Genomic DNA, 25,590 nt, shown 5'->3' with positions numbered 1-25,590 from the left:
CTAAGGAGAAGCCAGTGCGAGACGATCACGAACCACGGCGCAGGGTGTTCGACGCGACCGACCTGGCCCGCGTGGCCGTCTTCGCCGCGCTGATCGCGGCCCTCGGCCTGCCGGGCAGCTTCAGCGTCTTCGGCGGCGTGCCGATCACGGCGCAGACCTTCGGGGTCATGCTCGCCGGCGCGATCCTCGGGCCGCGCCGCGGGGCGCTCTCCGTCGTCGCGCTGCTCGCCCTCACCGCCGCTGGGCTTCCCCTGCTGGCCGGCGGGCGCGGCGGCATCAGCGTCTTCGTCGGACCGTCCGCCGGCTACCTGATCGGCTGGATCGCGGGGGCGTTCGTCATCGGGCTGATCGTGCACTCGTCCGCTCGCAAGCCGGCCGTGTGGCGGACGGCGCTCGCCATGCTCGTCGGCGGGATCGTCGTGGTCTATGCCTTCGGCATCCCCGTCCAGAGCCTGGTCATGCGGCTGTCGCTCGGGCAGACGGCGCTGTCGAGCCTCGTGTTCATCCCCGGCGACCTGGTGAAGGCCACGCTGGCGACGCTCACCGTCGGCACGCTCCTGCGCGCGTATCCCCGCGCGTTCCGGCGGACCTGGCTCTCGAGCGAACGCCTGGAGGTCGACGCCCCGGGGGCCGACGCCCCGGAGGCGGACGCCGCGAGGGCCGACGCCGCGGGGGCCGACGCCCCGGCGGTCGACACCCCGACGCAGCCGGCCAAGTGACGCCGCGCATCGTCGTGCTGGACGTCGCCGCGCACGAGGTGGTCGACGCCGTTCGCGCGGTGCGCGCCGCGGGCGACATCCCGCTCGTCGGCGACGGGCGCTGGCCCGAGGCGCAACGGGCAGCCGTGCACGATCTAGTGCGGGACGCGCGCCCGCCGGCGGGCGCGGCCTGGGCGTCGCTGACCTCGGGGAGCAGCGGCACGCCGCGCGTTGTGCTGCGCACGGCCGCGTCCTGGGAGCGGTCGTTTCCCGCCGTCTCCGCGCTCCTGCACGACCCCGGCGTGCCCGACGCCGAACGGGTCGTCGCCCTGCCCGCGCCGCCGTCGTCCTCGCTCACCCTGTTCTCCGTGGCGCACGCGCTGAGCGGCGGCCCGCGTCCCGTGTTCCCGGGGCACGACGGGAACCTTGCGGAGGCCACCTCGTTCCATGGCACACCGCAGGCGCTGCGCACCCTGCTCGACGGCGGGCAGCTCCCGCGGGTGCGGACCGCGCTCGTCGGCGGCTCCCACCTGGACGACGAGGTGCGCGCGCTCGCGGAATCCAGGGGCATCCGCGTGATCGCCTACTACGGCGCGGCGGAGCTCTCGTTCGTGGCCGTCGACGACGGCGCCGGCCTGCGCCCCTTCCCCGGGGTGGACCTCGACGTGCGCGACGGCGAGCTGTGGGTGCGATCCCCGTTCGCGGCCCTCGGCTACCTCGGCGACGGCGGACCTCTGCGCACCGACGGAGCCTGGGCGACGGTCGGCGACCTCGCCGAGCTCGAGACCGCGGCCGCCGCCGCCGCCGACGCCGCCGCCGGGACCGGGACCGCCGCCGGGACCGACGCCGACGCCGGGGCCGGCACCAGCACGCTGCGCCTCCGCGGCCGGGCGGACGGCGCCATCCTCACCGCCTCGGCGACCGTGATCCCCGAGGAGGTCGAGGCCGAGCTCCGGCAGATCCCGGCGATCGGGGACGCCGTCGTCTTCGGCTACCCCGCGGGAGGCGTCGGAGCCCTCGTCGCCGCGATGCTGGAACCGGCCCCCGGGTTCCCCGCGATCGGCACGGGCGCGCTGCGCGGCATCGTGTCCGGCCGGCTCGGCCCCGCGCATCGGCCCCGGATCTGGTTCACGGGCGAGCTGCCGCGCAACGCGTCGGGGAAGCCCGCCCGGGCCGAGATCGTCCGCCGCGCGCTCGCCGGGGAGGTGAGCCGGGTTGCCGGATGACGCGGTCATCGTGGCCGCCCGCCGGACGCCGATCGGCACCCGCGGGCGGGCGCTGGCCTCCCTGAACGTCGAGCAGCTCGCCGCGCCCGTCATCCGTGCCGCGCGGGCCGACGCCGAGGCCGCGGCCGGGCGCCGGCTCGACGTCGCCGACGTCGTGCTCGGCAACTGCATGGGCCCGGGCGGCAACCCGGCCCGGGTCGCCGCCCTGGCGGCCGGGCTCGGTATCGAGGTCACCGGTGCGACCGTGGACCGGCAGTGCGGCAGCGGCCTCGCCGCGGTGCTCGACGCCGCGACGGCGATCCGGGCCGGGGACGACCGTCCGCGGATCGCCGGCGGCGTCGAGAGCGCGTCGACGGCTCCGGCCCGGTCGGTCGACGGCGTGCGCTACGACCGTGCCCCGTTCACGCCGCAGGGGTGGCCCGACCCGGACATGGTGCAGGCCGCCCAGGACCTGGCCGCGACCGACGGCATCAGCCGGGAGCGGCAGGACGCGCACGCCGCACGCAGCCACCGCCGGGCGCGCGCCGCCCGCGATGCGGGACGATTCGCCGCCGAGCTCGTCCCGGTGGCAGGACTGGCCGCCGACGACTCCATCGGGGTCGCCGAGAGGCTGCTGTCCCGGCTGCCCGTCCTGTTCGCGGGCGGCACCCTCACCGCCGGGACGGCCACACGTATCAGCGACGGAGCCGCGGCGGTCGCCGTCGTGCCGCGCCGCCTCGCGGGGCGGGCACCCGGCCTCGCCGTCCGGGGGCATGCGGTGGTCGGCTGCGATCCCGCCCTGCCGGGAGTCGGGGCCGCGCCGGCCGTGCGGGCCGCCCTCGACTCCGCCGGGGCCGACGTCGGCGACATCGCGGCGTTCGAGATCGTCGAGGCGTTCGCGTCCCAGTCGTTGGCCGTGCTCGGCCGCCTCGGCCTGGACGACGACGACCCGCGCGTGTGCGCCGACGGCGGAGCGCTGGCGCTGGGCCATCCCTGGGGTGCGAGCGGTGCGATCAGCGTGGTGCGGCTGTTCGGGCGGCTCGTCCGCGCGGGCGCCCCGGCCGGGACGCTCGGGGTCGCGGCGGCGTCCGTGGGCGGCGGGATGGGCGTCGCGGCGGTCGTCGAGGTGATCCGATGAACGGGATCGCGCTCGAGGGCGTGGGCGTGCGCCTGGGCGACACGGACGTGCTGCGCGACGTGACGCTCTCGCTGAACGCGCGGACGGTCGCCGTCATCGGCGAGAACGGTTCGGGCAAGTCGACGCTCGCGCGCCTGCTCAGCGGCCTGGTCGCCGCGAGCGACGGCACCGTGCGCGTCCTCGGCCTGGACCCGGTGCGGCAGGCCGCGGAGCTGCGCCGCCGCGTCGCGGTGATCTTCAGCAACCCCGACGCGCAGATCGTCATGCCCACCGTGACCGAGGACGTCGCGTTCTCGCTGCGCACCGAGAAGTCTCCGCGCCACGAGAAGGCCGAGCGCGTCGCCGCCGCGCTCGACCGGTTCGGCCTCACCGACCTCGCCGCCCGGTCATCGCACGACCTGTCCGGCGGCGAGAAGCAGCTTCTCGCCCTGTGCGGCGCGTTCGTCCGGCGCCCGGACCTGGTGGTCGCCGACGAGCCGACCGCCTACCTGGACGCGCGCAACGCGCGCCGCGTCGCCGACCACCTGTTCGCCGACACAGCGCATCGCCTGGTCCTGGTCACCCACGACCTGGGGCTCGCCCGGCGCTGCGACACGGCGGTGCTCGTCGAGGACGGGACGGTGACCGCCGTCGGGGCGCCCGCGCGCGTGATCGCCACGTACGAGGAGGGAATCCGATGGTGACCCTGTACCGGCCCGGAGACGGCCCGTGGCACCGGCTGCGGTCAGGCCCGAAGACGGCCCTGCTCCTGCTGATCGTGCTCGGCGTCTGCCTGCTCCCGGCGACCTGGTGGGCCGCCGGGGTCATGGCCGGCGTCTGCCTCGCCTGCTACGCCGTGCCGGACGTGGGGATGCGCGAGCTCGGCCGCCAGCTCGTCGCGACCCGCTGGATCCTCGGCCTGACCCTCACCGGGCAGCTGATCTTCCAGGGCCCCGAGAGCGCGGCGGCGAACACCGCGCGGGTCGCCGCGGCCTGCGCGCTCGCCGCGCTGCTCGCGCTGACCACCCGGGCGACCGAGCTGCTGGAGACGATCGAGCGGGCGATGGGGCCGCTGGCGTGGCTGCGGATCGACCCGCGGCGCGCCGCGCTGACGCTGTCCGTGACGCTGAGCACGCTGCCCGTGCTCGCCGGCCTCGCCCGCGACGTGCGCGAGGCCCAGCGCGCCCGCGGCGGCGGACGAAGCCTTCGACACTTCGCGATGCCGTTCCTGGTCATGGCGCTCAAGCACGCGGACGAGCTCGGCGACGCCCTCGCCGCACGCGGAGTGCGATGAAGCCCGCGGTGCTCGGCCCCACGGTCGACGAGCAGACCAGGTGCGTCCACTATCGGACGCCGCTGGACATCGTCGCGATCCGCTTCGCGTGCTGCGGCCAGTACTACCCGTGCCATCTGTGCCATGACCAGACCGCCGACCACCCGTCGCGGCCGTGGCCGGCCGGAGCCGGCGCCGAGCGGGCAGTGCTGTGCGGCGCCTGCTGGACGGAGCTGACCGTCACGGAGTACCGGGGCGCCGCGCGGTGCCCGGCCTGCGCAGCCGCGTTCAACCCGCGCTGCGCACTCCACTCCTCGATCTACTTCGGATAGCCCGAGCGCGCAGGTCAGAAACCACGGTGACTTCCTGGCCTCGGACCTGACAGAGTCGTCCCGTGACTGACGACCGCACCGCACAGACCCTCCGCTCCATAGCGCCCTACCTGGCCGACTGGGCCTCGTTCCAGGCCGCGTACCACGGCATCCCCGGCCTGCAGCTCGCCGTCGGCCGCCGCGGCGAGGTCTTCGTCGACCTCGCCTGGGGCAAGGCCAACCTCGAGACGGGGGAGGACCTCACCAGCGACCACCTGTTCCGCGTCGCCTCCCACTCCAAGACGTTCACCGGCGTCCTCGTGATGCAGCTCGTCGAGCGCGGCAAGCTGCGCCTGGACGACGCCGTCGGCGACCTCGTGCCCGAGCTCGACGGCTCCCGCGCCGCCGGCATCACCGTCCGCGAGCTGCTCGGGCACCAGGCCGGGATCATCCGCGACTCGTCCGACGGCGACTTCTGGCAGTACCACAAGCCCTTCCTCGATCGTGCCGAAGTACTGGAGTGCGTGCGCACCGAGGGCGTCGTGTTCGAGCCCAACGAGCATTTCAAGTACACGAACATCGGCTACAGCCTGCTCGGCATCATCATCGAGCGCGTCACCGGCAAGACGTACGACCAGGCCGCGCGCACCGCCGTCGTCGAACCGCTGGGGCTGACCCGGACCGGGACCGAGCTGGAGCCCGCCCGCGCCGCCGAGTACGCCGCCGGCCACACCGGCCGCATCACGCACAAGGACGCCCGCCACGTCCTCCCGCACGTCGACACCCGCGCCATGGCCGCCGCCACCGGCTGGTACTCCACCGCGCTCGAGATGGTCCGCTACGGCGCCACGCACGTGTTCGGCGACACCACCCTGATCAGCGACGCCAGCAAGCGCATCATGCAGCGCGAGGAATCCCGCCTCGTGGTGCGCGGCAAGGAGGTCGGCCGGTACGGCGTCGGCATGGGGATGGGCAAGATCGGGGACCGCGAGGTCGTCGGGCACTCCGGCGGCTACCCCGGGCACATCACGCGCACCTACATCGACCCCGTCGACGGGCTCGTCGTCTCCTCCCTGACCAACGCCGTCGACGGCAAGGCCGAGCAGATCGCCGTCGGAGTCATCCAGCTCATCGACCTGGCGCTCGCGGCCGCGAAGGAGGGCGTGCCGCCCGTCCCGGCGGACGCGCCCTTCGGGCGCTTCGCCAACCTCTGGGGTGTGTCCGACGTCGTGGACCTGGGCGGGATCGTGCACGTGATCAACCCGCGTGCCGCGGAGCCGGCCGAGGACGCGCTGCGGCTCGTCGTGTCCGAGGGCCGACTGGTGGAGGAGCCCGTCGCCGGGTTCAGCACGGTCGGCGAGCCGGTCCAGGTCGAGCGCGACGCCGACGGCGCCGTCGTCTCCGCTCGGATCGGTGCCATGACGTCGTGGCCGGTCGAGGAGTTCCGGGCGCGCGGGCTCAGTGGGTAGGAGCCGGCCCCTGCGCTCGTGTGATCGCACCCCGTATCAGGGGGACGATGGAGCCGACCCTTACGGCACCGCTGCGGTGCGCCACAGCTTGCGGGTCTGGAATATCGCCTCTTGACGGAGAGCGTTGTTAGCGCTCACAATTTGGTCAAGCCGGCGATGCCTGACATACCGGGCAGACTTTCCTTCGTCGAAGCTTGGATAAAGGCTGCCTGCCGCAGAGGGGATGTTAGCGCTAACAACTTCGTCTGCGGGCATGCGTCGCGGTGCGCTGTCTTCAAGTGAACCGTTCGGCTCTTGATCAAGGAGGATCATGTCTGCCCTTTCTCGTTCTCAATCGATTTCGCCGCCGTCGCGGCGACCTCGCTGGTTGAAGCGGCTCCTCGCCGCCACCGTCGCGGCAGTGGTGGCCGGTGGTGGCATCTTCGCCGTCACCGAGACGGCCGCTGCCGCCACGGTGGACACCACCGCCTGGTACGTGCTGGTGAACCGCAACAGCGGTAAGGCCCTCGACGTCTACAACTTCTCCACCGCCGACGGCGCCAGCGTCGTCCAGTGGACCCGCACCAACGCCGACAACCAGCAGTTCCAGTTCGTGGACGCCGGCGGCGGCTACTACAAGATCAAGGCGCGGCACTCGGGCAAGCTGATCGACGTATCCAGCTGGTCGACTGCCGACGGTGCCGCCATCCACCAGTGGACCGACACCGGTGGCGCCAACCAGCAGTTCCGGCTGGCCGACTCCGACGGCGGCTACGTCCGGTTGATCAACCGCAACAGCAACAAGGCGGTCGAGGTCCAGAACGCGGCGACCAACGACGGCGCCGCCGTCGTGCAGTACAGCGACTGGGGCGGCAGCAACCAGCAGTGGCAGCTCGTCAAGGTGAATGCGAGCACCGGCTCCGGCCCGTGCGACCTCTACGGCGCAGGCGGTACGCCCTGCGTGGCGGCGCACAGCACAACGCGCGCCCTCTACAGCGCCTACAACGGAGACCTGTATCAGGTCAGGCGCTCAGACAACACAACCCGCAACATCGGCGTACTGACCCCTGGCGGCGTCGCCAACGCGGCGGCCCAGGACTCTTTCTGCGCAAACACCACGTGTGTCATCACGGCCGTGTTCGATCAGTCCGGGCGTGGCAACGACCTGTGGTACCAGGGTTCCAGCGTGGTCCCGGGCTCACCACAGACCCGCCCGGCCGTAGCGACCACCGAATCGCTGACGGTCGGTGGCAGCAAGGCCTACTCGCTCTACATCAACCCCGGGACCAGCTACTGGCGCGACGGCCACCTGACGGGTGTCCCGACGGGCAGCGCACCCGAGGGCATGTACATGGTCACCAGCGGTACGCATGTCAACAGCGGCTGCTGCTTCGACTACGGCAACAGCGAAACCACCCGCAAGGCCGACGGGCCAGGTGCCATGGACGCCATCTACTTCGGGACGAGCTGCTGGTTCGGCGGCTGCTCCGGAACCGGACCCTGGGTGCAGGCCGACCTCGAATGGGGCCTGTTCTCAGGTGGCGGCAGCGCGTGGAACTCGAACCAGCGGGCGTTCACCAGCAAGTTCGTCACGGCGACACTCAAGAACAACGGGACGTCGCGATTCGCGATCAAGGGCAGCGATGCCCAGGCCGGAAACCTGTACACCCTGTGGGACGGCGCGCTTCCCAACGAGCCCAACGTGTACAGCCCGATGAAGAAGCAAGGCGCCATCGTCTTGGGAAGTGGCGGCGACTGCTGCTCACCCGAGGTAGGCAATATCAACGACAGCGCGGGCACGTTCTACGAGGGTGCCATCGTCTCGGGCTACCCGTCAGATGCGACCGAAAATGCGGTCCAGGCGAACATCGCCGCCGCCGGCTACCGATGAACCAGACCCGGCCGCGGGCCTGACAGGTACAAGCGGTGCCGCCGCTCCAAGGCGGCGGCACCGCTGCGCCCCTATGGGGTGTGAGCGCTTTTCAACGCATGCGCCGGGCATGCGTAGCGGTGCGCCGTCTTCGGCTGAACCGTTCGGCTCTTGGTCAAGGAGGATCATGTCTGCCCTTTCTCGTTCTGAATCGATCGCGCCGCCGTCGCGGCGACCTCGCTGGTTGAAGCGGCTCGTCGCCGCCACCGTGGCGGCACTACTGGCTGGTGGTGGCCTCTTCGCGGTCACCGAGACGGCCGCCGCCGCCACGGTCGACCCCACCGCCTGGTACGTGCTGCTGAACCGCAACAGCGGCAAGGCCATGGACGTCAGTGGCGTGTCCACCGCCGACGGTGCCCTGATCCACCAGTGGACCCGCACCAACGCCAACAACCAGCAGTTCCAGTTCGTGGACGCCGGCGGCGGCTACTACAAGATCAAGGCGCGGCACTCGGGCAAGCTGATCGACGTGTCGAACTGGTCGACAGCCGACGGTGCCGCCATCCACCAGTGGACCGACACTGGCGGCGCCAACCAGCAGTTCCGGCTGGCCGACTCCGACGGCGGCTACGTGCGGTTGATCAACCGCAACAGCAACAAGGCGGTCGAGGTCCAGAACGCGGCGACCAACGACGGCGCCGCCGTCGTGCAGTACAGCGACTGGGGCGGCACCAACCAGCAGTGGCAGCTCGTCAAGGTGGATGGGGGCGCCGGCACATGCACCCTTCCGTCGACCTACCGCTGGACATCGACCGGCCCGCTGGCACAGCCGAGCGCGGGGTGGGCCTCGCTCAAGGACTTCACCAACGTCGTCTACAACGGCAAGCACCTCGTCTATGCCACGACGCACGACACCGTCGCCGGTGACCAGGGGAAATGGGAATCGACGGTCTTCAGCCCCTTCACGAACTGGTCCGACATGGCGTCGGCCACCCAGAACAGGATGCCCTTCGGTGCCATCGCGCCGACGCTTTTCTACTTTGCCCCGAAGAACACCTGGGTGCTCGCCTACCAGTGGGGTTGGCCAGACCCTTTCTCCTACCGCACCTCGAGTGACCCCACCAACCCCAACGGCTGGGGCCCGCAGCAGCAGCTGTTCTCGGGCACCCTCCCCGCCCCTGCGGCCCCCATCGACCAGACCCTCATCGCCGACGACAAGAACATGTACCTGTTCTTCGCCGACGACCGCGGCAGCATCTACCGCGCCAGCATGCCCATCGGGGACTTCCCGAGCAGCTTTGGCTCGAACTACACCAAGATCATGAGCGACACGCCGGAAAGGCTGTTCGAGGCGATCGAGGTCTACAAGGTCCAGGGTCAGAACCAGTACCTCATGATCGTCGAGGCCCAGAACTACACAGGGTTTGGTCGCTACTTCCGCGCGTTCACGGCCACCAGCCTCGACGGCACGTGGACACCGCAGACCGGGGCCGACACCGTGAACAACCCCTTCGCCGGCAAGGCCAACAGCGGCGCCACCTGGACCAACGACATCAGCCACGGCGATCTGGTCCGCACCAACCCCGACCAGACCAAGACCATCGACCCCTGCAACCTGCAGTTCCTCTACCAGGGACGCGACCCCAGCACCGACGGCGGGGACTACGGCCTCCTGCCGTACCGGCCGGGCGTGCTGACACTGCAGCGCTAGAGGGTCGGTTTCTGGCGGCTCTCGCCGACGCCACCCCTTCATATTCCAACCCAATAAGGGACTCACACAATGACATTCACACTGAGGCGGTCGTCGAAACGCGTCCTCGCCTTGACGTTAAGCCTTCTCTGTATCACGGCATTTCTTTCGCCCGCGGCCCAGGCAGACAACCCGATCGTGCAGCACGTCTACACCGCCGACCCGTCACCGCTGGTCTACAACGGCCGCGTCTATCTGTACACCGGACACGACGAGGACAACTCGGCGCCGACGTCTTTCACGATGCGCGACTGGCGGGTGTGGTCCTCGTCGGACATGGTGAACTGGACCGATCACGGTTCGCCGATGAGCCTGGCGACCTTCAGCTGGGCCAGCGCGGACGCCTGGGCGGGACAAACCGTCCAGCGCAACGGCAAGTTCTACTGGTACGTGCCGGTGCGCATGAACAACGGATCGCAAGCCATCGGAGTCGGGGTCTCGGACAGCCCGACCGGGCCGTTCCGTGACGCGATCGGCGGTCCGCTGATCCAGAACTCCGAGATCGATCCCACCGTCTTCATCGACGACGACGGCCAGGCCTACCTCTATTACGGCAACCCGAGGCTGTGGTACGTGCGGCTCAACGCCGACATGATCTCGTACTCCGGTAGCCCGACGCAGATACCGCTCACCACCGCGGGGTTCGGCACCCGCACCGGCAACGCCGACCGTCCCACGCTGTACGAGGAAGGCCCGTGGGTCTACAAGCGAGGCGGCCTGTACTACAACGTGTTCGCGGCCAACTGCTGCTCCGAGTTCATCGGCTACTCCACCTCGCCCAGCCCGACCGGACCGTGGACCTACCGTGGAACGGTCATGCCCGCCCAGGGCAACAGCTTCACCAACCACGCGGGCATCGTGGACTTTCAGGGCAGCTCGTATTTCTTCTACCACAACGGCGCTCTGCCAGGCGGCGGTGGCTTCACCCGGTCGGTCTCGGTGGAGAAGTTCAGCTACAACGCCGACGGCACCATCCCGACGATGAATATGACGACGGCGGGGGCGCCGCAGGTCGGCAGTCTCGATCCCTATGTCCGCCAGGAAGCCGAGACCATCGCGTGGGGCAGCGGCATCGAGACCGAACCCTCCAGCGAGGGCGGGATGAACGTGAGCTGGGTCGAGAACGGCGACTACATCAAGGTCAAGGGCGTCGCGTTCGGCGGCGGTGCCAGCTCGTTCACCACCAGGGTGGCCTCAGGCGCCAGCGGCGGCCGGGTCGAACTGCACCTGGACAGTCCTACCGGGCCGACGGTCGGGACCTGCACCGTGCCGGGCACCGGAGGCTGGCAGACCTGGACCACGGTCTCGTGCCCGGTGACCGGTGCGACCGGGACCCACGACCTGTACCTGCGCTTCGCGGGTGACAGCGGGTACCTGTTCAACCTGAACTGGTGGCAGTTCGCCACCGGCCAGTCCGCCTTCTCGTCCACCGCCGTCGCCCAGCACAGCGGGTACTGCCTGGACGACCCCGACCGGAGCACCGCCGACGGCACCCAGTACCGGCAGTACACCTGCGGCACAGGTGCGGAACAGCGGTTCGACTTCCGCCCCGTGTCAGGGGTGGCGGACACCTACTCGCTGGTGAACCAGCAGAGCGGCAAGTGCCTCGACATCGCCGGCGTCTCCACCGCCGACGGCGCAGCGGTCCACCAGTGGACCTGCCACGGCGGCACGAACCAGCAGTTCACGCTGCGGCAGGTCGCCGGCAACGACTACCAGCTCGTCGCGATGCACAGCGGCAAGTGCGTGGACGTCAGCGGGATCTCCACCGCCGTCGGAGCACTGGTCCACCAGTGGACCTGTGACTCCGCCAGTACCCTGGCCACCAAGAAGAACCAGGTCTGGCGCCTGGCCGGCAAGAGCTGAACCAACACAGGGTCGGGCCCGGGCCGGCAACCCGGCGCCCGACCCTGTCCAGGCCTTTGCCGGCCGGGGTCGAGCGCCGGGCGCGGGCGAAAATTCTGCGCTGACCGGCCGCGCCGGGGGCGCCTCGGCCCCCGGTAACGTTGCGGCGTGACTTTCAACGAAGGCGGGCAGTTCGAGGGCGGCCGGGTCCGCAAGGGTGGCGGACGCCGCGGCGGGGTGGCCGTGGGCGGCGGAGGCGCCGTCATCATCGTGATCGCGCTGGCGTACATGCTGCTGACGGGCAACAGCCCGCAGGACATCCTCGGCGGCACGACGTCCGACGGCGGCAGCCAGGGCGATGCGGGCTACATCGGCGACTGCACGGCCGAGGAGGCCAACACCGACCCCGAGTGCCGCCTGAACGGGGCGGTCCAGTCGCTCGACGCGTACTGGGCGGCCACCCTCCCGGAGCAGGGCAGCGTCAAGTACGAGCTGCCCGAGGTCGTGAGCTTCACCGACGCCGTCGACACCGGGTGCGGCTCGGCGACGTCGGCCACGGGGCCGTTCTACTGCCCGGCCGACACCACCGTGTACGAGGACCTCGCGTTCTACGACCAGCTCTCCAGCCAGTTCGGCGCCGAGGGCGGGCCGTTGGCCGAGATGTACGTGACGGCGCACGAGTTCGGGCACCACATCGAGAACCAGCTCGGGCTGTTCGAGCGGGCGGACCGGTCGGGCACCGGTCCGGAGTCCGACTCGGTGCGCATCGAGCTGATGGCCGACTGCCTCGCCGGGATGTGGGCCGGCAATGCGGCCACCACGAAGGACCCGGACACGGGCGTCACGTTCCTCGAACCGATCACGCGCGCCCAGCTGGAGCAGGCGCTGTCGGCCGCGGCCGCTGTCGGCGACGACAACATCCAGCGGCGCTCCGGCGGCGACGTGAACCCCGAGGCGTTCTCCCACGGCTCCAGCGAGCAGCGCGTCCGGTGGTTCTCGACCGGCTACGAGGGCGGCACCATCCAGGACTGCAACGCGCTGGACGCGTCCAGCCTCTGACCTTAAGGTGGACGGCATGCACCTCAGCGCACGCACGACGACGCCGGACCCCTCCGGCGCGCGCTGACCCTGCACTCAGCAACCAGGCCCCGGAGCTCGCTCCGGGGCCTTTGCCGTGTTCGGCCCCGGGGCAGCTCCTTGAACGAAGGAGTCACCATGAACGTCCCCGCACCGAACCGCCCGGCCGAGGCGCCGCAGCGTCCCGAGCCTGCCGATGCGCCGGTCCTCGATCATCGCGAGCTCGGCCGCGAGATGCGGATCTTCGACTCGAGCCCGCTCGTCGGGCCCGGTCTGCCGCTGTGGCTGCCCGCGGGCGCCGCCGTCCGGTACGAGCTGGAGCAGTACGCGCGCGAGGTCGCGCTGCGCACCGGCTGCGAGCCCGTGTACTCGCCGGTGCTCGGCAAGCGCTCGCTGTACGAGCGGTCGGGCCACTGGGCCAAGTTCGCCGACGACATGTTCCCGCCCCTGTCCCTGGGCGGGTCCATGGGCGGGGCCGACGGCGCCGGGTCGGACGGCGCGCCCGACGCCGACCCGCTCGTGCTGCGCCCCGCCAACTGCCCGCACCACGCGCAGATCTACGCGTCCGAGCCGCGTTCGTACCGGGACCTGCCCGTGCGGTACTCCGAGCTCGGGTCGATGTTCCGCGCGGAGCGGTCGGGCGTGCTGTCCGGGCTGAGCCGCGTGCGGCAGATCAACCTCGACGACGTGCACGTCTTCTGCCGGCCGGACCAGGTCGAGGCGGAGGTGCGCACCGCCGTCGTCGCCGTGCTGGAGGTGCTCGACACCCTGGGCATCGAGGTGTCGTACCTGCGTCTTTCCGGCCGGGACGACTCGGACAAGTGGCTCGGCGCGCCCGAGCAGTGGGCCGCGGCGGAGGAGGCGCTGCGCGCGGTCCTGGCGGACGTCGCGGCGCCCCGCGGCGTGGACTGGCACGCCGAGGCGGGCGAGGCCGCGTTCTACGGGCCCAAGATCGACGTCCAGGTGCTCGACGCGCGCGGCCACGAGGAGACCTTGGCGACCGTGCAGATCGACTTCAACCAGCCGGAGCGGTTCGACCTGACCTACGTGGCCGCCTCCGGCGAGCGGGAGCGCGTGGTCATGATCCACCGCGGCACCCTCGGGGCGATGGAGCGGATGGTCGCGTTCCTCCTGGAGCGGCACGGCGGGCGCCTGCCGTTCTGGCTCGCGCCGGTGCAGGTCTGCCTGCTTCCGGTGTCGGATCCTTCGACAGGCTCGGGACGGCGCGCCGCGGCGGACGGTCAGGAGGTCGACGAGCTGGCGGCCGACCTGCGCGGCCGTGGCCTGCGGGTTCGCGTCGAGCGGGACGGGTCGCTGGGCAACCGGATCCGGCTGTCCCGGCAGCGGCGGGACGCGCTGCTCGGCGTGCTGGGCCAGCGCGAGATCGAGGCGGGCGTGCTCGCGGTGACCGATCCGGCGTCGGGCGCGAAGGCCGCGGTGCCGCTCGCGGAGCTGGGCGACCGGCTCGCGGCCGCGGCGAAGGGCCGGGTGCTGCGCGTGGCGTTGTGAGCGGGGGCTCGACGGGCTCGACCAGCGGGCGGCGGGCGGGGTCTCGACAGGCTCGACCAGCGGGGGTGGGAGTCAGGCCGCCCAGGTGCGGTGGTCGCGGGCCGCCAGGTGCACGACCTCCAGCTCGCGCTCGGTGAGCATCGGCCGCCGGCTCTCGAGCCAGGGCACGAGCTCGTCGGCGGTGAGCACCTCGACGTCGTCGCGCGGGCCCACGACCCGCGGCTGGTCGGCCCGGACGAACACGATCAGCGCCTGCACGGTGATAGGCACCCGGGTGGCCCGGCCCAGGATCTCCTGGGTGCGGCGGGCGGCGTCCCGGGCGGCGTCGGCGGTCACGTCCTGCGTGGGGCGGTACACGGCCTGGACGATGAAGACGCCGGCCGGCCCGATCACGAGCTGGTCGAGCTCCAGCGGGCCGACGGTCTGCCCGGAGTTCGCCGTCGGGCGCTGGCCCGGGGCCGGCGCCGGCGGCTCGGACCGGACCGAATGGATGACGCGCCACACCGGGCGCTGGGCCACGAGGTCCCAGAGCTCCCTGGCGGACGCGCGCGCCCCGGCGATGCGGCGGCTGAGTGCGCGGTGCTGCGGGTCGTACCGCCCGCGCAGCCGCCCGCGCACCAGCGACGCGAAGTGCTGCCGCCGGTACGCGCGCCGCTCGGCGAGCAGGTGCATGGCGGGCCGGTTGTTGGTCAGGTCGTCACCGCGGGCCAGCCGGCCGGTACGGAGATTCGGCAGCGCGTCGGCGACGGTGACGGGAACGCTCGGTGAGTCGGTACCCATGTGCGGACCGTACGTCGGACCGCGGTGCCCCGCGCGTTCTGGCGGTGAAGGCTCCGGCGACGGCGGTTCTGACGGCGACTGCTCTGGCGCGGACTGTTCTGGCGCGGACGGTTCCGGCATCGAGGGTTCCGACATGGAGGGCTCCGGCATTGAAGGTTCAGGCGGCAAAGAAGTCACGGCAGCCTCACTCGGGCGTCGCCGGGAACGCCCGGCGCCCCACAACTACCACGACCAGCGCCGCCACGACCAGCGCCGCCCCGGTGTAGGGCACGGCGCCGGCTCCCGCGGCGTCGAGCACGAGGGCCCCGAGCGCCGCGCCGCCGCCGATCCCGATGTTGGCGGTGGCGTTGACGAGCGCCCCGACGACGTCGGGCGAGGCGCCGCGCGTCCGGATGGCCGCCGTCTGGAAGACGGCGGCGACCGCGCCGAAGCCGATGCTCCAGACGGCCGCGGCGGCGAGCGTGCCCATGGTGCCGGGGAACGCGAGGCCGAGCGCCAGGACGCCGCCGGCGACGACGGCCAGGGTGACGATCGTGGTCTGTCGGGGCCGCACGTCGAGGCGGGCGGCGGCGTACCAGGCCCCGATGAGGCCGAGCGCGCCGATCAGCAGCAGCGCCGGGCCGAGGGCGGCGGTGGCGAGCCCGGCCGCCAGGAGCAGCACGGACACGTAGGTGTAGACGGTGTAGTGGCCGAGGTAGGCCAGCGCGTTCGCCGTCGTGACGCCGGCCAGGGCGGTGCGGCGAGCGCTGCGGGCGGCGTCGTCCGGGGGAGCGCCGCCGCCGGGCACGGCCGGCAGCAGCAGCGCCGTCAGCACCCCGGCGAGCGCGCACGCCCCGGCCAGCACGAGGAACGCCGTCCGCCAGCCGACGGCGGTGCCGAGCGACGTCGACAGCGGGACGCCGAGGACGAACCCGGCCGACGCGCCGAGCGTGACCAGCGCGAGGGCGCGCCCGGCGAGGTGCGGGCGCACGAGGCGCGACGCGTACCCGATGCTCACCGAGAAGAAGACGGCATGGGACGCCCCGCCCAGCGCGCGGGCCGTCGCGACGAGGGTGAACGTGGGCGCGACGGCGACGATCACGTTGCTCAGGGTGTAGATCGCGAGCGCGCCGAGCAGCACGGCCTTGCGCGGCAGCCGCCGGGTGGCCGACGTCAGCGGGAGGGCGAGCGCCGCGACCATGAACGCGTACGCGGTCACGAGCAGCCCCGCGACGGACTCCGAGACGGTGAGGTCGTCGCTGATCAGGGGGAGCAGGCCGACCGGGACCAGCTCCGTGGTGATCGCGACGAACGTCGCGAGGGCGAGCGCGAACAGCCCACCGCCGGCGTCGCGAACCCCGCCGGGCTGCCAGGGCGCGGACGGCTGGCTCGATACGGACATGGCCCCCATCCTGACACCCGCCGTCTTCGTTGAGTGCTGGATATTTGCGCCGTCGAAACGTTCCGACGGCGCAAATATCCAGCACTCAACGGTCTGACTGGCGGCTAGTTGAGGGTGCGGAGGAGGAAACGCTCGAAGGTCGCCGTGGTCGACGGCGTGGCGCCGCCGCCCGCGTAGATGCCTACCGACGGGTCGGCGTCCGCGGGCAGCGTCCAGGTGGCGCCGAAGCGCCAGCTCCGGCCGTCGCGCGACGTCGCCGACCGGTACCGGTGCTCGCCCGTGGCCGGATCCGTGGTGTGGAACAGGCGCAGGTGCATCGTGTCCGCGACCGGCCCGGAGACGTGGCCGCCGAACCACGTGCGGCCGTCGGCAGTGAGCTCCTTGCCGAACTCGACCTGCCGCGTCCGCCAGATCGACACGGGCGCGAGCCGCAGGAAGTCGTCGTCGCCCGCGTGCACCAGCAGGCCCGCCTGCTGGTAGTTGCGCACGGCGAAATCGCCCAGCGGCAGGGTGACGGTGGCCTCGAGCACGAAGTCCCCGTCCGGCGCGTCGCGCAGCAGGGCCGGGGCGTCGTTGGCGGCCCCGACCAGGTCGTGGCCCGTCAGCGGCCAGGACAGTGCGCCGCCCGACACCTCGACGTCGGCCGGCCCGTGCAGCCAGCGCCAGCCCGGGTCCAGGTCGCCGTCGAACTCCTCGGCGAACGTCACGGCGCCGGCCCGCGGCTCGGGCATGCCCTGGGTCACCGGCTCGTGCGCCGGCACGACGGTCAGGTTGTCGAGCTGCGCCTCGCCGCCGTCGGCCATGAGGCTCACCGGCGCCTGCCACGGCAGCGGGACGCGCGGTTCCAGATACACCTCGGCGTCGACGTCGCCCAGGCCGCTCGACGACAGCCGCGCGGCGACCACCCCGTCCCGCGCCTCGACGCTCAGGACGTGCCAGGTGGTCAGGTCGGCGTTCGCCGGCAGCGCCGTCCGCCGCTGCTGCCGCCCCTGCCCGACGACGAGCTCGCGCGCCTTCGCGTCCAGCCGCACCGACACGGTGGCCGGGCCAGGCCCGCCGAGCGTGGCCGTGAACGACCCGTCGGCGTCGGGCAGCCGCACGTCGGCCTCGACGCGCACGTCCCGCGGGGCGGGCGCCGTCCGCGCCAGGGCGGCGTCCCGCCCGCCCGGCACCAGCCGCGCTATGGCGCCCGCGTCGCCCGAGCCGTCGGAACCCCGGGCGAGCGTCCCCGACACCCGCCGCAGACCCGACCCGGACGCCGGGTCCCCGCTCACGATGCCGAGCCCGCTCGCGGACACCGGCCCCGGCCGCGGGCCCTCGCTCGGCCCCGCGCCCGCGTTGACGACCGGCCACCCGTCGATCCAGTCCAGCCGGTCCATCAGGGTCGGCCGCCGGTTCACCCCGCCCGGCTCGTTCAGCCACGCGTCGTCCTTGTCGATGGCGTGGTAGACCATCCAGTCCTGCCCGGCGACGTCGGTGAGCACCGCGTGGTGCCCCACCCCGATCCACCGGTTCCCGTTCTGCGCCACGACCTGCGTGCCGCCCACCCGGGACTCGTTCAGGCTCACGCCCTCGTGGTCGACGAACGGTCCCAGCGGCGAACGCGACCGCCCCGCGTACACGCTGTACCCCGTCACGGGGCCGGAGCAGCAGTTGGCCGACGACCCCATCAGGTAGTACCAGCCGTCCCGCTTCACCACGAACGCGCCCTCGTACCGGTCGGCGACCGTCACCCGGGTCGGCTCGCCCACCGCCCGGGTCCCCGTCTCGTCCAGCCGGGTCACCCAGATGCCGCCGTTGAAGCCGCCGAAGTACAGGTAGCGCGACCCGTCGGCATCCGCGAACAGCGCCGGGTCGATCGTGTTGAGGTACCCGCCGCCGCTCGCCGGGCGGGGCTGAAGGACCGGCCCGCCGGAGTCCGTCCACGGCCCGGTCGGCGTCGGCGCCGTCGCCACCCCGATCGTGTAGTCCCACGCGTCGGGGTTCGCCGCGGTGTCCGTCACCGTGTAGTACATGACGTACTGGCCGTCCACGTACCGGATGTCCGGCGCCCAGAAGTACGAGGCGCTCGTGGCCCAGGACGGCCGGTTCCCGCCGTCGAAGATCGTGCCCACGTACTCCCACGACTCCAGGTCCCGCGACCTGGACACGTGCATGTTCCCGAACGGCCCGCCCGAGACCAGCGGGTCGCTCGTCGCGTACAGGTACCACCAGCCGTCCTTGCCGCGGATCACCGCGGGGTCGGCGTAGGTGTCGGCGAACGGCTCGGTGATGGGGTTGGTGAAGGTGGTGCCGGACGGCGATGTCCTGTCCGACGGCGGCGGTGCGGCCGCGGCGTGGGCGGTGCTCCCGCCGTCGGGCAGGGCGGTGGCGCCGAGGACCAGTGCGAGCGAGGCGAGCACGGCGACGAACCGTATCTCCATGTGTCTCATCCCTTCGGGCGGTCGGGCCACGTCGTCGGTGACGTGGCCTCCGCGTCGTCGCTGACGGAGTGGTGCGTGGTGGTACAACGTAGTACCAGACGCGAAGGTACCGGCTGGGACGACGTGAGGCAACGCACCGTAATCCCTGGACGAGGGGCACTAGACTGGAGCGGCCCCCGCCGCCGTGGGCCGGACGACGAAGCACCCACCCCCCTGACCGTGAGGAACACCTGCGTGATCACTGCCCATGGCGTCGAGCTGCGCGTCGGCGCGCGCGTGCTGCTGAGCGAGGCGACCTTCCGCGTCGCCTCGGGCGACCGGATCGGCCTGGTGGGTCGTAACGGCGCCGGCAAGACCACGCTGACCAAGACCCTCGCGGGCGAGACCCAGCCGACGGGCGGGCAGATCGTGCGCGGCACCGACATCGGCTACCTGCCGCAGGACCCCCGCACGGGCGACCTCGAGATCCTCGCGATGGACCGCGTGCTGTCCGCGCGCGGCCTGGACAAGATCATCGCGAAGATGCGCCAGGCCGAGGCCGAGATGGCGTCGGCGGACCCCGCGACGCACGAGGCCGCGATGGAGCGCTACCCGAAGCTGGAGACGCGCTTCCTGGCCGCCGGCGGGTACGCCGCCGAGTCGGAGGCGCAGATCATCACGGCGAACCTGGGCCTGGACGAGCGCGTGCTGGCCCAGCCGCTCGGCACGCTCTCCGGTGGCCAGCGCCGCCGGATCGAGCTGGCGCGGATCCTGTTCAGCGGCGTCGAGACGCTGCTCCTGGACGAGCCCACCAACCACCTGGACGCCGACTCCATCATCTGGCTGCGCGACTACCTGCGGGCGTACAACGGCGGGTTCATCGTGATCAGCCACGACACCGACCTGCTGCGCGCCATCGTGAACAAGGTGTTCCACCTGGACGCGAACCGGGGCGAGCTCGACCAGTACAACCTGGGCTGGGACGGCTATCTCGAGCAGCGCGAGACGGACGAGCGGCGTCGTCGGCGGGAGCGGGCGAACGCCGAGAAGAAGGCGGGCACGCTGCTCGCCCAGGCCGAGAAGATGCGCGCCAAGGCGACCAAGGCGACCGCCGCGCAGAACATGATCAAGCGCGCCGAGAAGATGATGTCCGGCCTGGAGGCCGAGCGCGTCTCCGACCGCGTGGCCAAGCTCCGCTTCCCGACGCCGGCGCCCTGCGGGCGCACGCCCCTGACCGCGAGCGGGCTGTCCAAGGCGTACGGGTCGCAGGAGGTGTTCGCCGGGGTCGACCTGGCGATCGACCGCGGGTCACGCGTCGTGATCCTCGGCTTCAACGGCGCCGGCAAGACGACCCTCCTGCGCATCCTGGCGGGCGTCGAGGCGGCGGACACCGGCGAGGTCGAGCCCGGCCACGGCCTCAAGCTCGGCTACTACGCCCAGGAGCACGACACGCTCGACATGGACGCGACCGTCGTCGAGAACCTGCGGCACGCCGCGCCCGACCTCACGGACACGCAGGTCCGCTCGGTGCTCGGCTCGTTCCTGTTCAGCGGGGACGACGCCGACAAGCCCGCCAACGTGCTCTCCGGCGGCGAGAAGACGCGCCTGGCGCTGGCCACGATCGTGGTCTCGGGCGCGAACGTGCTGCTGCTCGACGAGCCCACCAACAACCTCGACCCCGCCTCCCGCGCCGAGATCCTCGGGGCGCTCAAGACGTATGAGGGCGCGGTCGTGATGGTGACCCACGACGACGGCGCCGTCGAGGCCCTGGAGCCCGAGCGCGTCCTGCTGCTGCCCGACGGCGACGAGGACCTCTGGAACGACAGCTACCAGGAGCTCGTCTCCCTCGCCTGACCCCGGCTTCGCCGAAGCCGGACACACGCTCTATCTCGCGTGCCGCGCGTCGCCGAAGTAGAGCGCGCGTCCGGACACACGCTCTACTTCGGCGACGGGTGTCAGCGGAGCTGCGCCTCGATGAGGGCGTCTTCTTCGTCCTCCGCGGTCGGACGGCGGTCGCGGGCCGGACGACGCGCCCGCACGCCGTCGGCGTCCGAACCGTCGCCGGACGCGAGGAGCAGGTCGCCCGCCGACACCGTCTCGCCGCGGAGCGCCCCGCGCTCCCGGCGCCACAGCAGGATGTATCCGCCGATCGAGCCGATCGCGAAGATGCACCACTGGAACGCATAGGACAGGTGCGACCCCGGGTCGGTGTCCGGCTTGGGCAGGGCGGCGAGCATGGTCCCGGGCGCGGGATCCTCGGCGCGCAGCGCGCCGTACGCGCCGACGGTGCGGCCCTCGGCCCACGCGCCGCCGTCGGGCCCCGCAGCGAGCACCTGCTCGGTCGAGATGGCCTGCACCTGCCCGGGCGGCGCGTGGCGGTCGGAGGCGGGCTCGTCGGCCCGCAGGGACGCCGTGACGGTCACGGTGCCCGACGGCGGCGCCGGGACGGCGTCGGGTCGGGACGCGTCGGCGCCGAGCGGCACGAACCCGCGGTCGATGACCATGACGATGTCCTGCCCGGGCAGCCGCGCCTCGAACGGGACGAGCACGTGGTACCCGCCCTGCCCGCCGACGGGCCGGTTGCGCAGCAGCACTGTCGCGTCGGTGACGTACTGGCCCTCGAGCTCCACCTGCTGCCAGATCTCGTTGCCCGGCACGACCGCGCCGGGACCGTCCAGGACCTCGTCCACGGGCACGGCCGGCGCCGACCAGTTGGCGTTGACGAGGTCGATCTCGGCGTTGCGGGCCTCGGACCGGTTCCACTGCCAGCGCCCGGCAACGAGGCACAGCGCGGCGAGGACCACGGCGGCTACCGCGAGGATCACCCACTGCCGGGTGGTGCGGGGGCCGCGGGACTCGTCGGCCGCGTGTGAGGAGCCGGACACAGCGCTGCCGCTCACGACACCCGGTCCAGCTCGGCCACCGCCACCGTCTGCTTCCAGAACGCCCGCGACGCCAGGAACTGCTCGAGGTGCTCGCGGTGGTCGTCGCACGCGAGCCATACCTTCCGCCGCTCGGGCGTGTGCAGCTTCGGGTTGTTCCAGAGCAGGCCCCACGCCGCCTGCGCGCGGCAGCCCTTGGCGCTGCAGATCAGCTCGCCGTCGGGCACGGGGTCGGGCGCGGGGCCGGAGAGGCCGAGGAGGTCCATCTGGCGTTCTCTCAGTCGTCCACGTGGTCGATGACGCGGCCGGCACCGGGCACACCGGGCGCGCCGGGCGCGCCGGGCGCACCGGACGCACCGGGGGTGGCGGGGGCGGTCGGGGCATCGGGGACCTCGTCCACCACGTCCGGGGAGTCGGGGGCGGGCAGCTCGGTAAGCTCAGGCGCGGCCACGGGCGTCACGGGGGAGGTGTCGTGCTCGGAATGGTCCCGCCCGGCGTTGGCGATGAGCACCGCCGAGTACGGCAGCACCACCGCGGCGGCGACGAGCGCCCACCGGACCCAGCCGTCCACCAGCACGGCGCCGATGATGCAGACCACGCGGATCGACATCTGGATGAAGTAGCTGCGCGTGCGGCGTGCCTGGTCGACCGCCAACGGCTCGGGGGCCGAGGTGATGGACGGGACCGGCTCGCTCATTCCGTCAGTCTACGTCCGCCCGGACGCCGTCGGGCACGCCCTCCGGCACCGCTCCGGCGTCCGCCCACGGTGGCGAGCCGCGGGTGGTTGTTGTAGAAAACCGACAAGGACCGGTGGATCCCTGTGGCCCGGCGCGCGCGGCGCGCACCCGACGCGCGGGGTAGCGTCGCAGCGGACCCGGATCGACCCAGGTACCGGCCGCTGCCCCCCAGCCTCGAGCGGCCTCATGCGAACTTACGCCATCCCAGCATCGAGGAGTTCAGGTGACCACTATGCCCGCCACTCAGAGCATCGCAGCAGGTCCCACCGGCCGTGTAGTCGTCGTGACGGGGGCCGCCCGCGGCATCGGCCGCGCCATCGCCGAGCGTTTCGTGGCCGACGGCGACCGCGTCGCCACCATCTACCGCGGCGGCGACCTGCCCAAGGGTGTCGAGGCCTACGTGGCGGACGTCACCGACTCCGACGCGGTCGACGCCGCGTTCGCCGCGATCGAGAAGGACATGGGTCCCGTCGAGGTGCTCGTGGCCAACGCCGGCGTGACCAAGGACCAGCTCCTCATGCGCATGAGCGACGAGGACTTCGAGTCGGTGGTGAACGTGAACCTCACCGGCACGTTCCGCTGTGTGCGCCGCGCGTCGAAGAGCATGATCCGGGCGCGCAAGGGCCGCATCGTGCTGGTCGGCTCGATCGTGGGCATGTCCGGCGGGGCCGGCCAGGTGAACTACTCCTCGTCGAAGGCCGCCTTGGTGGGCATGGCCCGCTCGATCACCCGTGAGCTGGGCGCGCGCGGCATCACGGCGAACGTCGTCGCGCCGGGCTACGTCGAGACCGACATGACCGCCAAGCTGCCCGAGGGCGTGCGCAACGGCTACCTGAAGACGATCCCGGCGGCCCGCTTCGCCTCGCCGGACGAGGTGGCGGCGGTGGTGTCGTTCGTCGCGTCCGACGCCGCGGGCTACGTCACCGGCGCGGTCATCCCGGTCGACGGTGGCCTCGGGATGGGGCACTGAGCCGTACTCTGGCGCCGCTACCAGCGGTTTTGCCCGAACATATCTAACATTCACGACATCCAACACGGCGCGGAGTTTCGTTCCACGCCGTCATCCGCATTACGCTCACACCCAGCGCAGGGGTTGCCTTGGCACGCCTGCGCCCGATCGGAAGGACAACATGGGTCTCCTCGAAGGTAAGAAGCTGCTCATCACGGGCGTGCTGACGGACTCGTCGATCGCATTCCACGCCGCCCGCCTCGCTCAGGAGGAGGGCGCCGAGGTGGTTCTCTCGTCCTTCGGGCGGCAGATGAAGCTGACGCAGGCCTTCGCGAAGCGGCTTCCGGTCGAGGCGCCGGTGGTCGAGCTGGACGCGACCAGCCAGGAGAACCTCGACGGTCTGGCCGACGCCGTGCGCGCGGCGGGCTTCGACCGGCTCGACGGCGTCGTGCACTCGATCGGGTTCGCGCCGCAGTCCGTCATGGGCGGCAACTTCCTCACGGGCACCTGGGAGGACGTCGCCACCGCGCTGCACGTCTCCACGTTCTCGTACAAGTCGATCGCCGTGGCGGCCAAGCCCCTGATGACGGACGGCGGCGCCGTCGTCGGCCTGACGTTCGACGCGCAGTTCGCCTGGCCCGTGTACGACTGGATGGGCGTGGCCAAGGCAGGCCTCGAGTCCGCGAACCGCTACCTGGCGCGCGACCTCGGTCCTGAAGGAATCCGCTGCAACCTCGTCTCGGCAGGGCCGATCCGGACCACCGCCGCCAAGTCCATCCCGGGCTTCGCGACGATGGAGGACGCCTGGCCGACCCGAGCCCCGCTCGGCTGGGACCAGACCACCGCGGAGCCGGCGGCGCGTGCCGTGTGCGCCCTGCTGTCGGACTGGTTCCCGGCGACCACCGGCGAGATCGTGCACGTCGACGGCGGCGTGCACGCCATGGGTCAATAGATGGGCAGGAGGCACTGATGGGCAGAGCGTCGGGCACGGAGCCCACAACGGAGCCAGTGCGGCGCCGTCTTGTGTTGCTCCGGCACGCGAAGGCGGAGCCGCCGTCGGAACTTCCCGACGAGAAGCGGCCACTCGCCCTGCGTGGCCGGGACCAGGCAGTGAAGGTCGGCGCGGCGCTGGTCGCGGCCGGCCTCGTGCCCGACGCCGTCCTCGTCTCCGGGGCGGTACGCACGCGTCAGACGTGGGACCTCGCGCGCAAGCACCTGGGCGAGCCGCCGGTGGCCTTCACCGACGACCTGCTGGGGGCGATGCCGCGTGGCGTCCTCGCGCTGGTCCGCGGGCTCGACCCCGCCACCCGGACCGTCCTGGTGATCGGCCACGAGCCTGCGATGGCGGGCACGGCCGAGCTCCTGGCCGGTCCGGGCTCGGAGGACGGCGCGCTCGCGCAGGTCCGCGTGGGCGTCCCGACGGCGACGTACTCCGTCCTGGAGTCCGACCTCGACTGGTCGGACTGGGACCGCAAGAGTGCACGCCTCAGAGAGGTAACCCGCCCCGCCTGACCGGAAGTGTCAGACCCCGACGGACGTGTCAGACGTACAGGTCACTTGAGTGATCTGAGCGTCTGACACGTCCGTCGGCGTCTGACAGGTGGCTTCAGAGGAGATCCAGGACCTTGTCCAGGCGGGTCTCTATCGAGTGGGGGGCCTGTTTCCGGACTATCGGCTTGGCGTTGAACGCTACGCCGACGCCCGCGATCTCGATCATGCCGAGGTCGTTCGCACCGTCGCCCACGGCGACCGTGTGCTCCAGCGGGATGTCCAGCGCTGCGGCCCACTCGCGCAGCGTCGCGGCCTTGGCCGCGCGGTCGATCACCGGTCCGACGGTGCGGCCGGTCAGCACGCCGTCGGCGACCTCCAGCCGGTTGGCCCGAACCAGCTCGATCCCGAGCTCAGCCGCGATGGGCTCGACGATCTCGGCGAAACCGCCCGACACCAGCCCGAACGCCCAGCCGCGCGCCTGGCACTCGGCCACCAGCTCGCGGGCGCCCGGCGTCAGCTCGACGGCGGCGCGCACCTTGTCCAGGGCCGCGACGGGCACGCCCGCGAGGGTCGCCACCCGTTCGCGCAACGACGCCGCGAAGTCCAGCTCGCCGCGCATGGCCCGCTCGGTGACGGCGGCGACCTCGTCGCGGGTGCCGGCATGCTCGGCGATGAGCTCGATGACCTCCTGGCGGAAGAAGGTCGAGTCCACGTCGGTCACGATGAGTCGCTTCACGGGCACCAGTCTGCCGGAGCGGCGCGCCGCGGTGCCGCGCCGTCCACGTGCTGCGCACGGGCAGGCGCCGCGGGCGTCCGAGGTGGCCGAACGTAGGAGTAGTCGCACTCTGAGCGCTCAGAGTGCGAC

Annotated in this window: 23 protein-coding genes; 16 read left to right on the top strand and 7 right to left on the bottom strand. The window is 72.1% G+C overall.

Annotation, left to right across the window (positions count from 1 at the left end; translation table 11 throughout):
* The first annotated feature begins 14 nt into the window (after positions 1 to 14).
* From ACFT2C_RS07580 to thrS, 12 genes are all read left to right on the top strand, one after another.
* Positions 15 to 719: a biotin transporter BioY gene (locus tag ACFT2C_RS07580; RefSeq protein WP_377206420.1), complete on the top strand. Its 705-nt coding sequence runs from the start codon at positions 15 to 17 to the stop codon at positions 717 to 719.
* Positions 716 to 1,924, top strand: a complete 1,209-nt coding sequence (locus ACFT2C_RS07575; protein ID WP_377206419.1) for an AMP-binding protein — start codon at positions 716 to 718, stop codon at positions 1,922 to 1,924. The genes ACFT2C_RS07580 and ACFT2C_RS07575 overlap by 4 nt, the downstream gene beginning before the upstream one ends.
* Positions 1,914 to 3,041, top strand: a complete 1,128-nt coding sequence (locus ACFT2C_RS07570; protein WP_377206418.1) for a thiolase family protein — start codon at positions 1,914 to 1,916, stop codon at positions 3,039 to 3,041. The genes ACFT2C_RS07575 and ACFT2C_RS07570 overlap by 11 nt, the downstream gene beginning before the upstream one ends.
* Positions 3,038 to 3,724 carry an energy-coupling factor ABC transporter ATP-binding protein gene (locus ACFT2C_RS07565; protein ID WP_377206417.1) on the top strand — a complete coding sequence of 229 codons (687 nt, stop codon included), beginning with the start codon at positions 3,038 to 3,040 and terminating at the stop codon, positions 3,722 to 3,724. Before ACFT2C_RS07570 ends, ACFT2C_RS07565 begins: the two co-directional genes overlap by 4 nt.
* Entirely contained in the window at positions 3,718 to 4,314 is a 597-nt protein-coding gene (locus ACFT2C_RS07560; RefSeq protein WP_377206416.1) for a CbiQ family ECF transporter T component, read from the top strand. The genes ACFT2C_RS07565 and ACFT2C_RS07560 overlap by 7 nt, the downstream gene beginning before the upstream one ends.
* Positions 4,311 to 4,625, top strand: a complete 315-nt coding sequence (locus ACFT2C_RS07555) for a CHY zinc finger protein (RefSeq protein WP_377206415.1) — start codon at positions 4,311 to 4,313, stop codon at positions 4,623 to 4,625. The genes ACFT2C_RS07560 and ACFT2C_RS07555 overlap by 4 nt, the downstream gene beginning before the upstream one ends.
* 62 nt (positions 4,626 to 4,687) lie before the next feature.
* Positions 4,688 to 6,073 (top strand): serine hydrolase domain-containing protein, encoded by a 1,386-nt coding sequence (locus ACFT2C_RS07550; protein WP_377206414.1) that lies wholly within the window; start codon positions 4,688 to 4,690, stop codon positions 6,071 to 6,073.
* A gap of 367 nt (positions 6,074 to 6,440) precedes the next feature.
* On the top strand, positions 6,441 to 7,943 hold the full coding sequence (locus tag ACFT2C_RS07545; protein WP_377206413.1) for an arabinofuranosidase catalytic domain-containing protein: 1,503 nt from the start codon (positions 6,441 to 6,443) through the stop codon (positions 7,941 to 7,943).
* Positions 7,944 to 8,109: 166 nt separating this feature from the next.
* Positions 8,110 to 9,633 (top strand): non-reducing end alpha-L-arabinofuranosidase family hydrolase, encoded by a 1,524-nt coding sequence (locus tag ACFT2C_RS07540; protein ID WP_377206412.1) that lies wholly within the window; start codon positions 8,110 to 8,112, stop codon positions 9,631 to 9,633.
* Positions 9,634 to 9,810: 177 nt separating this feature from the next.
* Complete coding sequence (locus tag ACFT2C_RS07535) at positions 9,811 to 11,538, top strand: family 43 glycosylhydrolase (protein ID WP_377206411.1); 1,728 nt, start codon at positions 9,811 to 9,813, stop codon at positions 11,536 to 11,538.
* 147 nt (positions 11,539 to 11,685) lie between these two features.
* Positions 11,686 to 12,576, top strand: coding sequence for a neutral zinc metallopeptidase (locus ACFT2C_RS07530; RefSeq protein WP_377206410.1), 891 nt, complete (start codon positions 11,686 to 11,688; stop codon positions 12,574 to 12,576).
* Positions 12,577 to 12,732: 156 nt separating this feature from the next.
* Entirely contained in the window at positions 12,733 to 14,103 is a 1,371-nt protein-coding gene (gene thrS, locus ACFT2C_RS07525; protein WP_377206409.1) for a threonine--tRNA ligase, read from the top strand.
* Positions 14,104 to 14,175: 72 nt separating this feature from the next.
* On the opposite strand, the gene ACFT2C_RS07520 is transcribed toward thrS, so the two are convergent.
* The 3 genes from ACFT2C_RS07520 to ACFT2C_RS07510 all read right to left on the bottom strand — a co-directional run bounded on the left by ACFT2C_RS07520 (position 14,176) and on the right by ACFT2C_RS07510 (position 18,687).
* The gene (locus ACFT2C_RS07520) at positions 14,176 to 14,883 is read right to left on the bottom strand and encodes a hypothetical protein (protein WP_377206408.1); all 708 of its coding nucleotides are present in this window, start codon (positions 14,881 to 14,883) and stop codon (positions 14,176 to 14,178) included.
* Between the two features lie 184 nt (positions 14,884 to 15,067).
* On the bottom strand, positions 15,068 to 16,264 hold the full coding sequence (locus tag ACFT2C_RS07515) for an MFS transporter (RefSeq protein ID WP_377206407.1): 1,197 nt from the start codon (positions 16,262 to 16,264) through the stop codon (positions 15,068 to 15,070).
* Between the two features lie 104 nt (positions 16,265 to 16,368).
* Positions 16,369 to 18,687: a family 43 glycosylhydrolase gene (locus tag ACFT2C_RS07510; RefSeq protein WP_377206406.1), complete on the bottom strand. Its 2,319-nt coding sequence runs from the start codon at positions 18,685 to 18,687 to the stop codon at positions 16,369 to 16,371.
* 234 nt (positions 18,688 to 18,921) lie between these two features.
* Between ACFT2C_RS07510 and ACFT2C_RS07505 the strand changes: the two genes are divergently transcribed.
* Positions 18,922 to 20,520: an ABC-F family ATP-binding cassette domain-containing protein gene (locus ACFT2C_RS07505; RefSeq protein ID WP_377206405.1), complete on the top strand. Its 1,599-nt coding sequence runs from the start codon at positions 18,922 to 18,924 to the stop codon at positions 20,518 to 20,520.
* A 101-nt stretch (positions 20,521 to 20,621) separates the two neighbouring features.
* Here the strand turns inward: ACFT2C_RS07505 and ACFT2C_RS07500 are convergent, their stop codons facing one another.
* Genes ACFT2C_RS07500 through ACFT2C_RS07490 form a run of 3 tightly spaced genes read right to left on the bottom strand, consistent with a single transcriptional unit; the run spans position 20,622 to position 22,245 of the window.
* Positions 20,622 to 21,566 (bottom strand): SURF1 family protein, encoded by a 945-nt coding sequence (locus tag ACFT2C_RS07500; protein WP_377206404.1) that lies wholly within the window; start codon positions 21,564 to 21,566, stop codon positions 20,622 to 20,624.
* The gene (locus ACFT2C_RS07495; protein ID WP_377206403.1) at positions 21,563 to 21,814 is read right to left on the bottom strand and encodes a hypothetical protein; all 252 of its coding nucleotides are present in this window, start codon (positions 21,812 to 21,814) and stop codon (positions 21,563 to 21,565) included. The genes ACFT2C_RS07500 and ACFT2C_RS07495 overlap by 4 nt, the downstream gene beginning before the upstream one ends.
* An 11-nt stretch (positions 21,815 to 21,825) precedes the next feature.
* The gene (locus ACFT2C_RS07490) at positions 21,826 to 22,245 is read right to left on the bottom strand and encodes a DUF3099 domain-containing protein (protein WP_377206402.1); all 420 of its coding nucleotides are present in this window, start codon (positions 22,243 to 22,245) and stop codon (positions 21,826 to 21,828) included.
* Between the two features lie 272 nt (positions 22,246 to 22,517).
* Between ACFT2C_RS07490 and fabG the strand changes: the two genes are divergently transcribed.
* The 3 genes from fabG to ACFT2C_RS07475 all read left to right on the top strand — a co-directional run bounded on the left by fabG (position 22,518) and on the right by ACFT2C_RS07475 (position 24,746).
* The gene (gene fabG, locus ACFT2C_RS07485) at positions 22,518 to 23,255 is read left to right on the top strand and encodes a 3-oxoacyl-ACP reductase FabG (protein ID WP_377206552.1); all 738 of its coding nucleotides are present in this window, start codon (positions 22,518 to 22,520) and stop codon (positions 23,253 to 23,255) included.
* Positions 23,256 to 23,415: 160 nt separating this feature from the next.
* Complete coding sequence (fabI, locus tag ACFT2C_RS07480) at positions 23,416 to 24,186, top strand: enoyl-ACP reductase FabI (protein ID WP_377206401.1); 771 nt, start codon at positions 23,416 to 23,418, stop codon at positions 24,184 to 24,186.
* Positions 24,187 to 24,203: 17 nt separating this feature from the next.
* On the top strand, positions 24,204 to 24,746 hold the full coding sequence (locus ACFT2C_RS07475; protein WP_377206400.1) for a SixA phosphatase family protein: 543 nt from the start codon (positions 24,204 to 24,206) through the stop codon (positions 24,744 to 24,746).
* Positions 24,747 to 24,840: 94 nt separating this feature from the next.
* Here ACFT2C_RS07475 and serB read toward each other — a convergent pair whose 3' ends face one another.
* Positions 24,841 to 25,467, bottom strand: coding sequence for a phosphoserine phosphatase SerB (serB, locus tag ACFT2C_RS07470; protein WP_377206399.1), 627 nt, complete (start codon positions 25,465 to 25,467; stop codon positions 24,841 to 24,843).
* Positions 25,468 to 25,590 lie beyond the last annotated feature (123 nt).

The sequence above is a fragment of the Promicromonospora sp. NPDC057138 genome, assembly GCF_042670845.1.
Taxonomy (GTDB): Bacteria; Actinomycetota; Actinomycetes; order Actinomycetales; family Cellulomonadaceae; genus Promicromonospora.
This window is presented reverse-complemented; position numbering and strand designations above follow the sequence as displayed.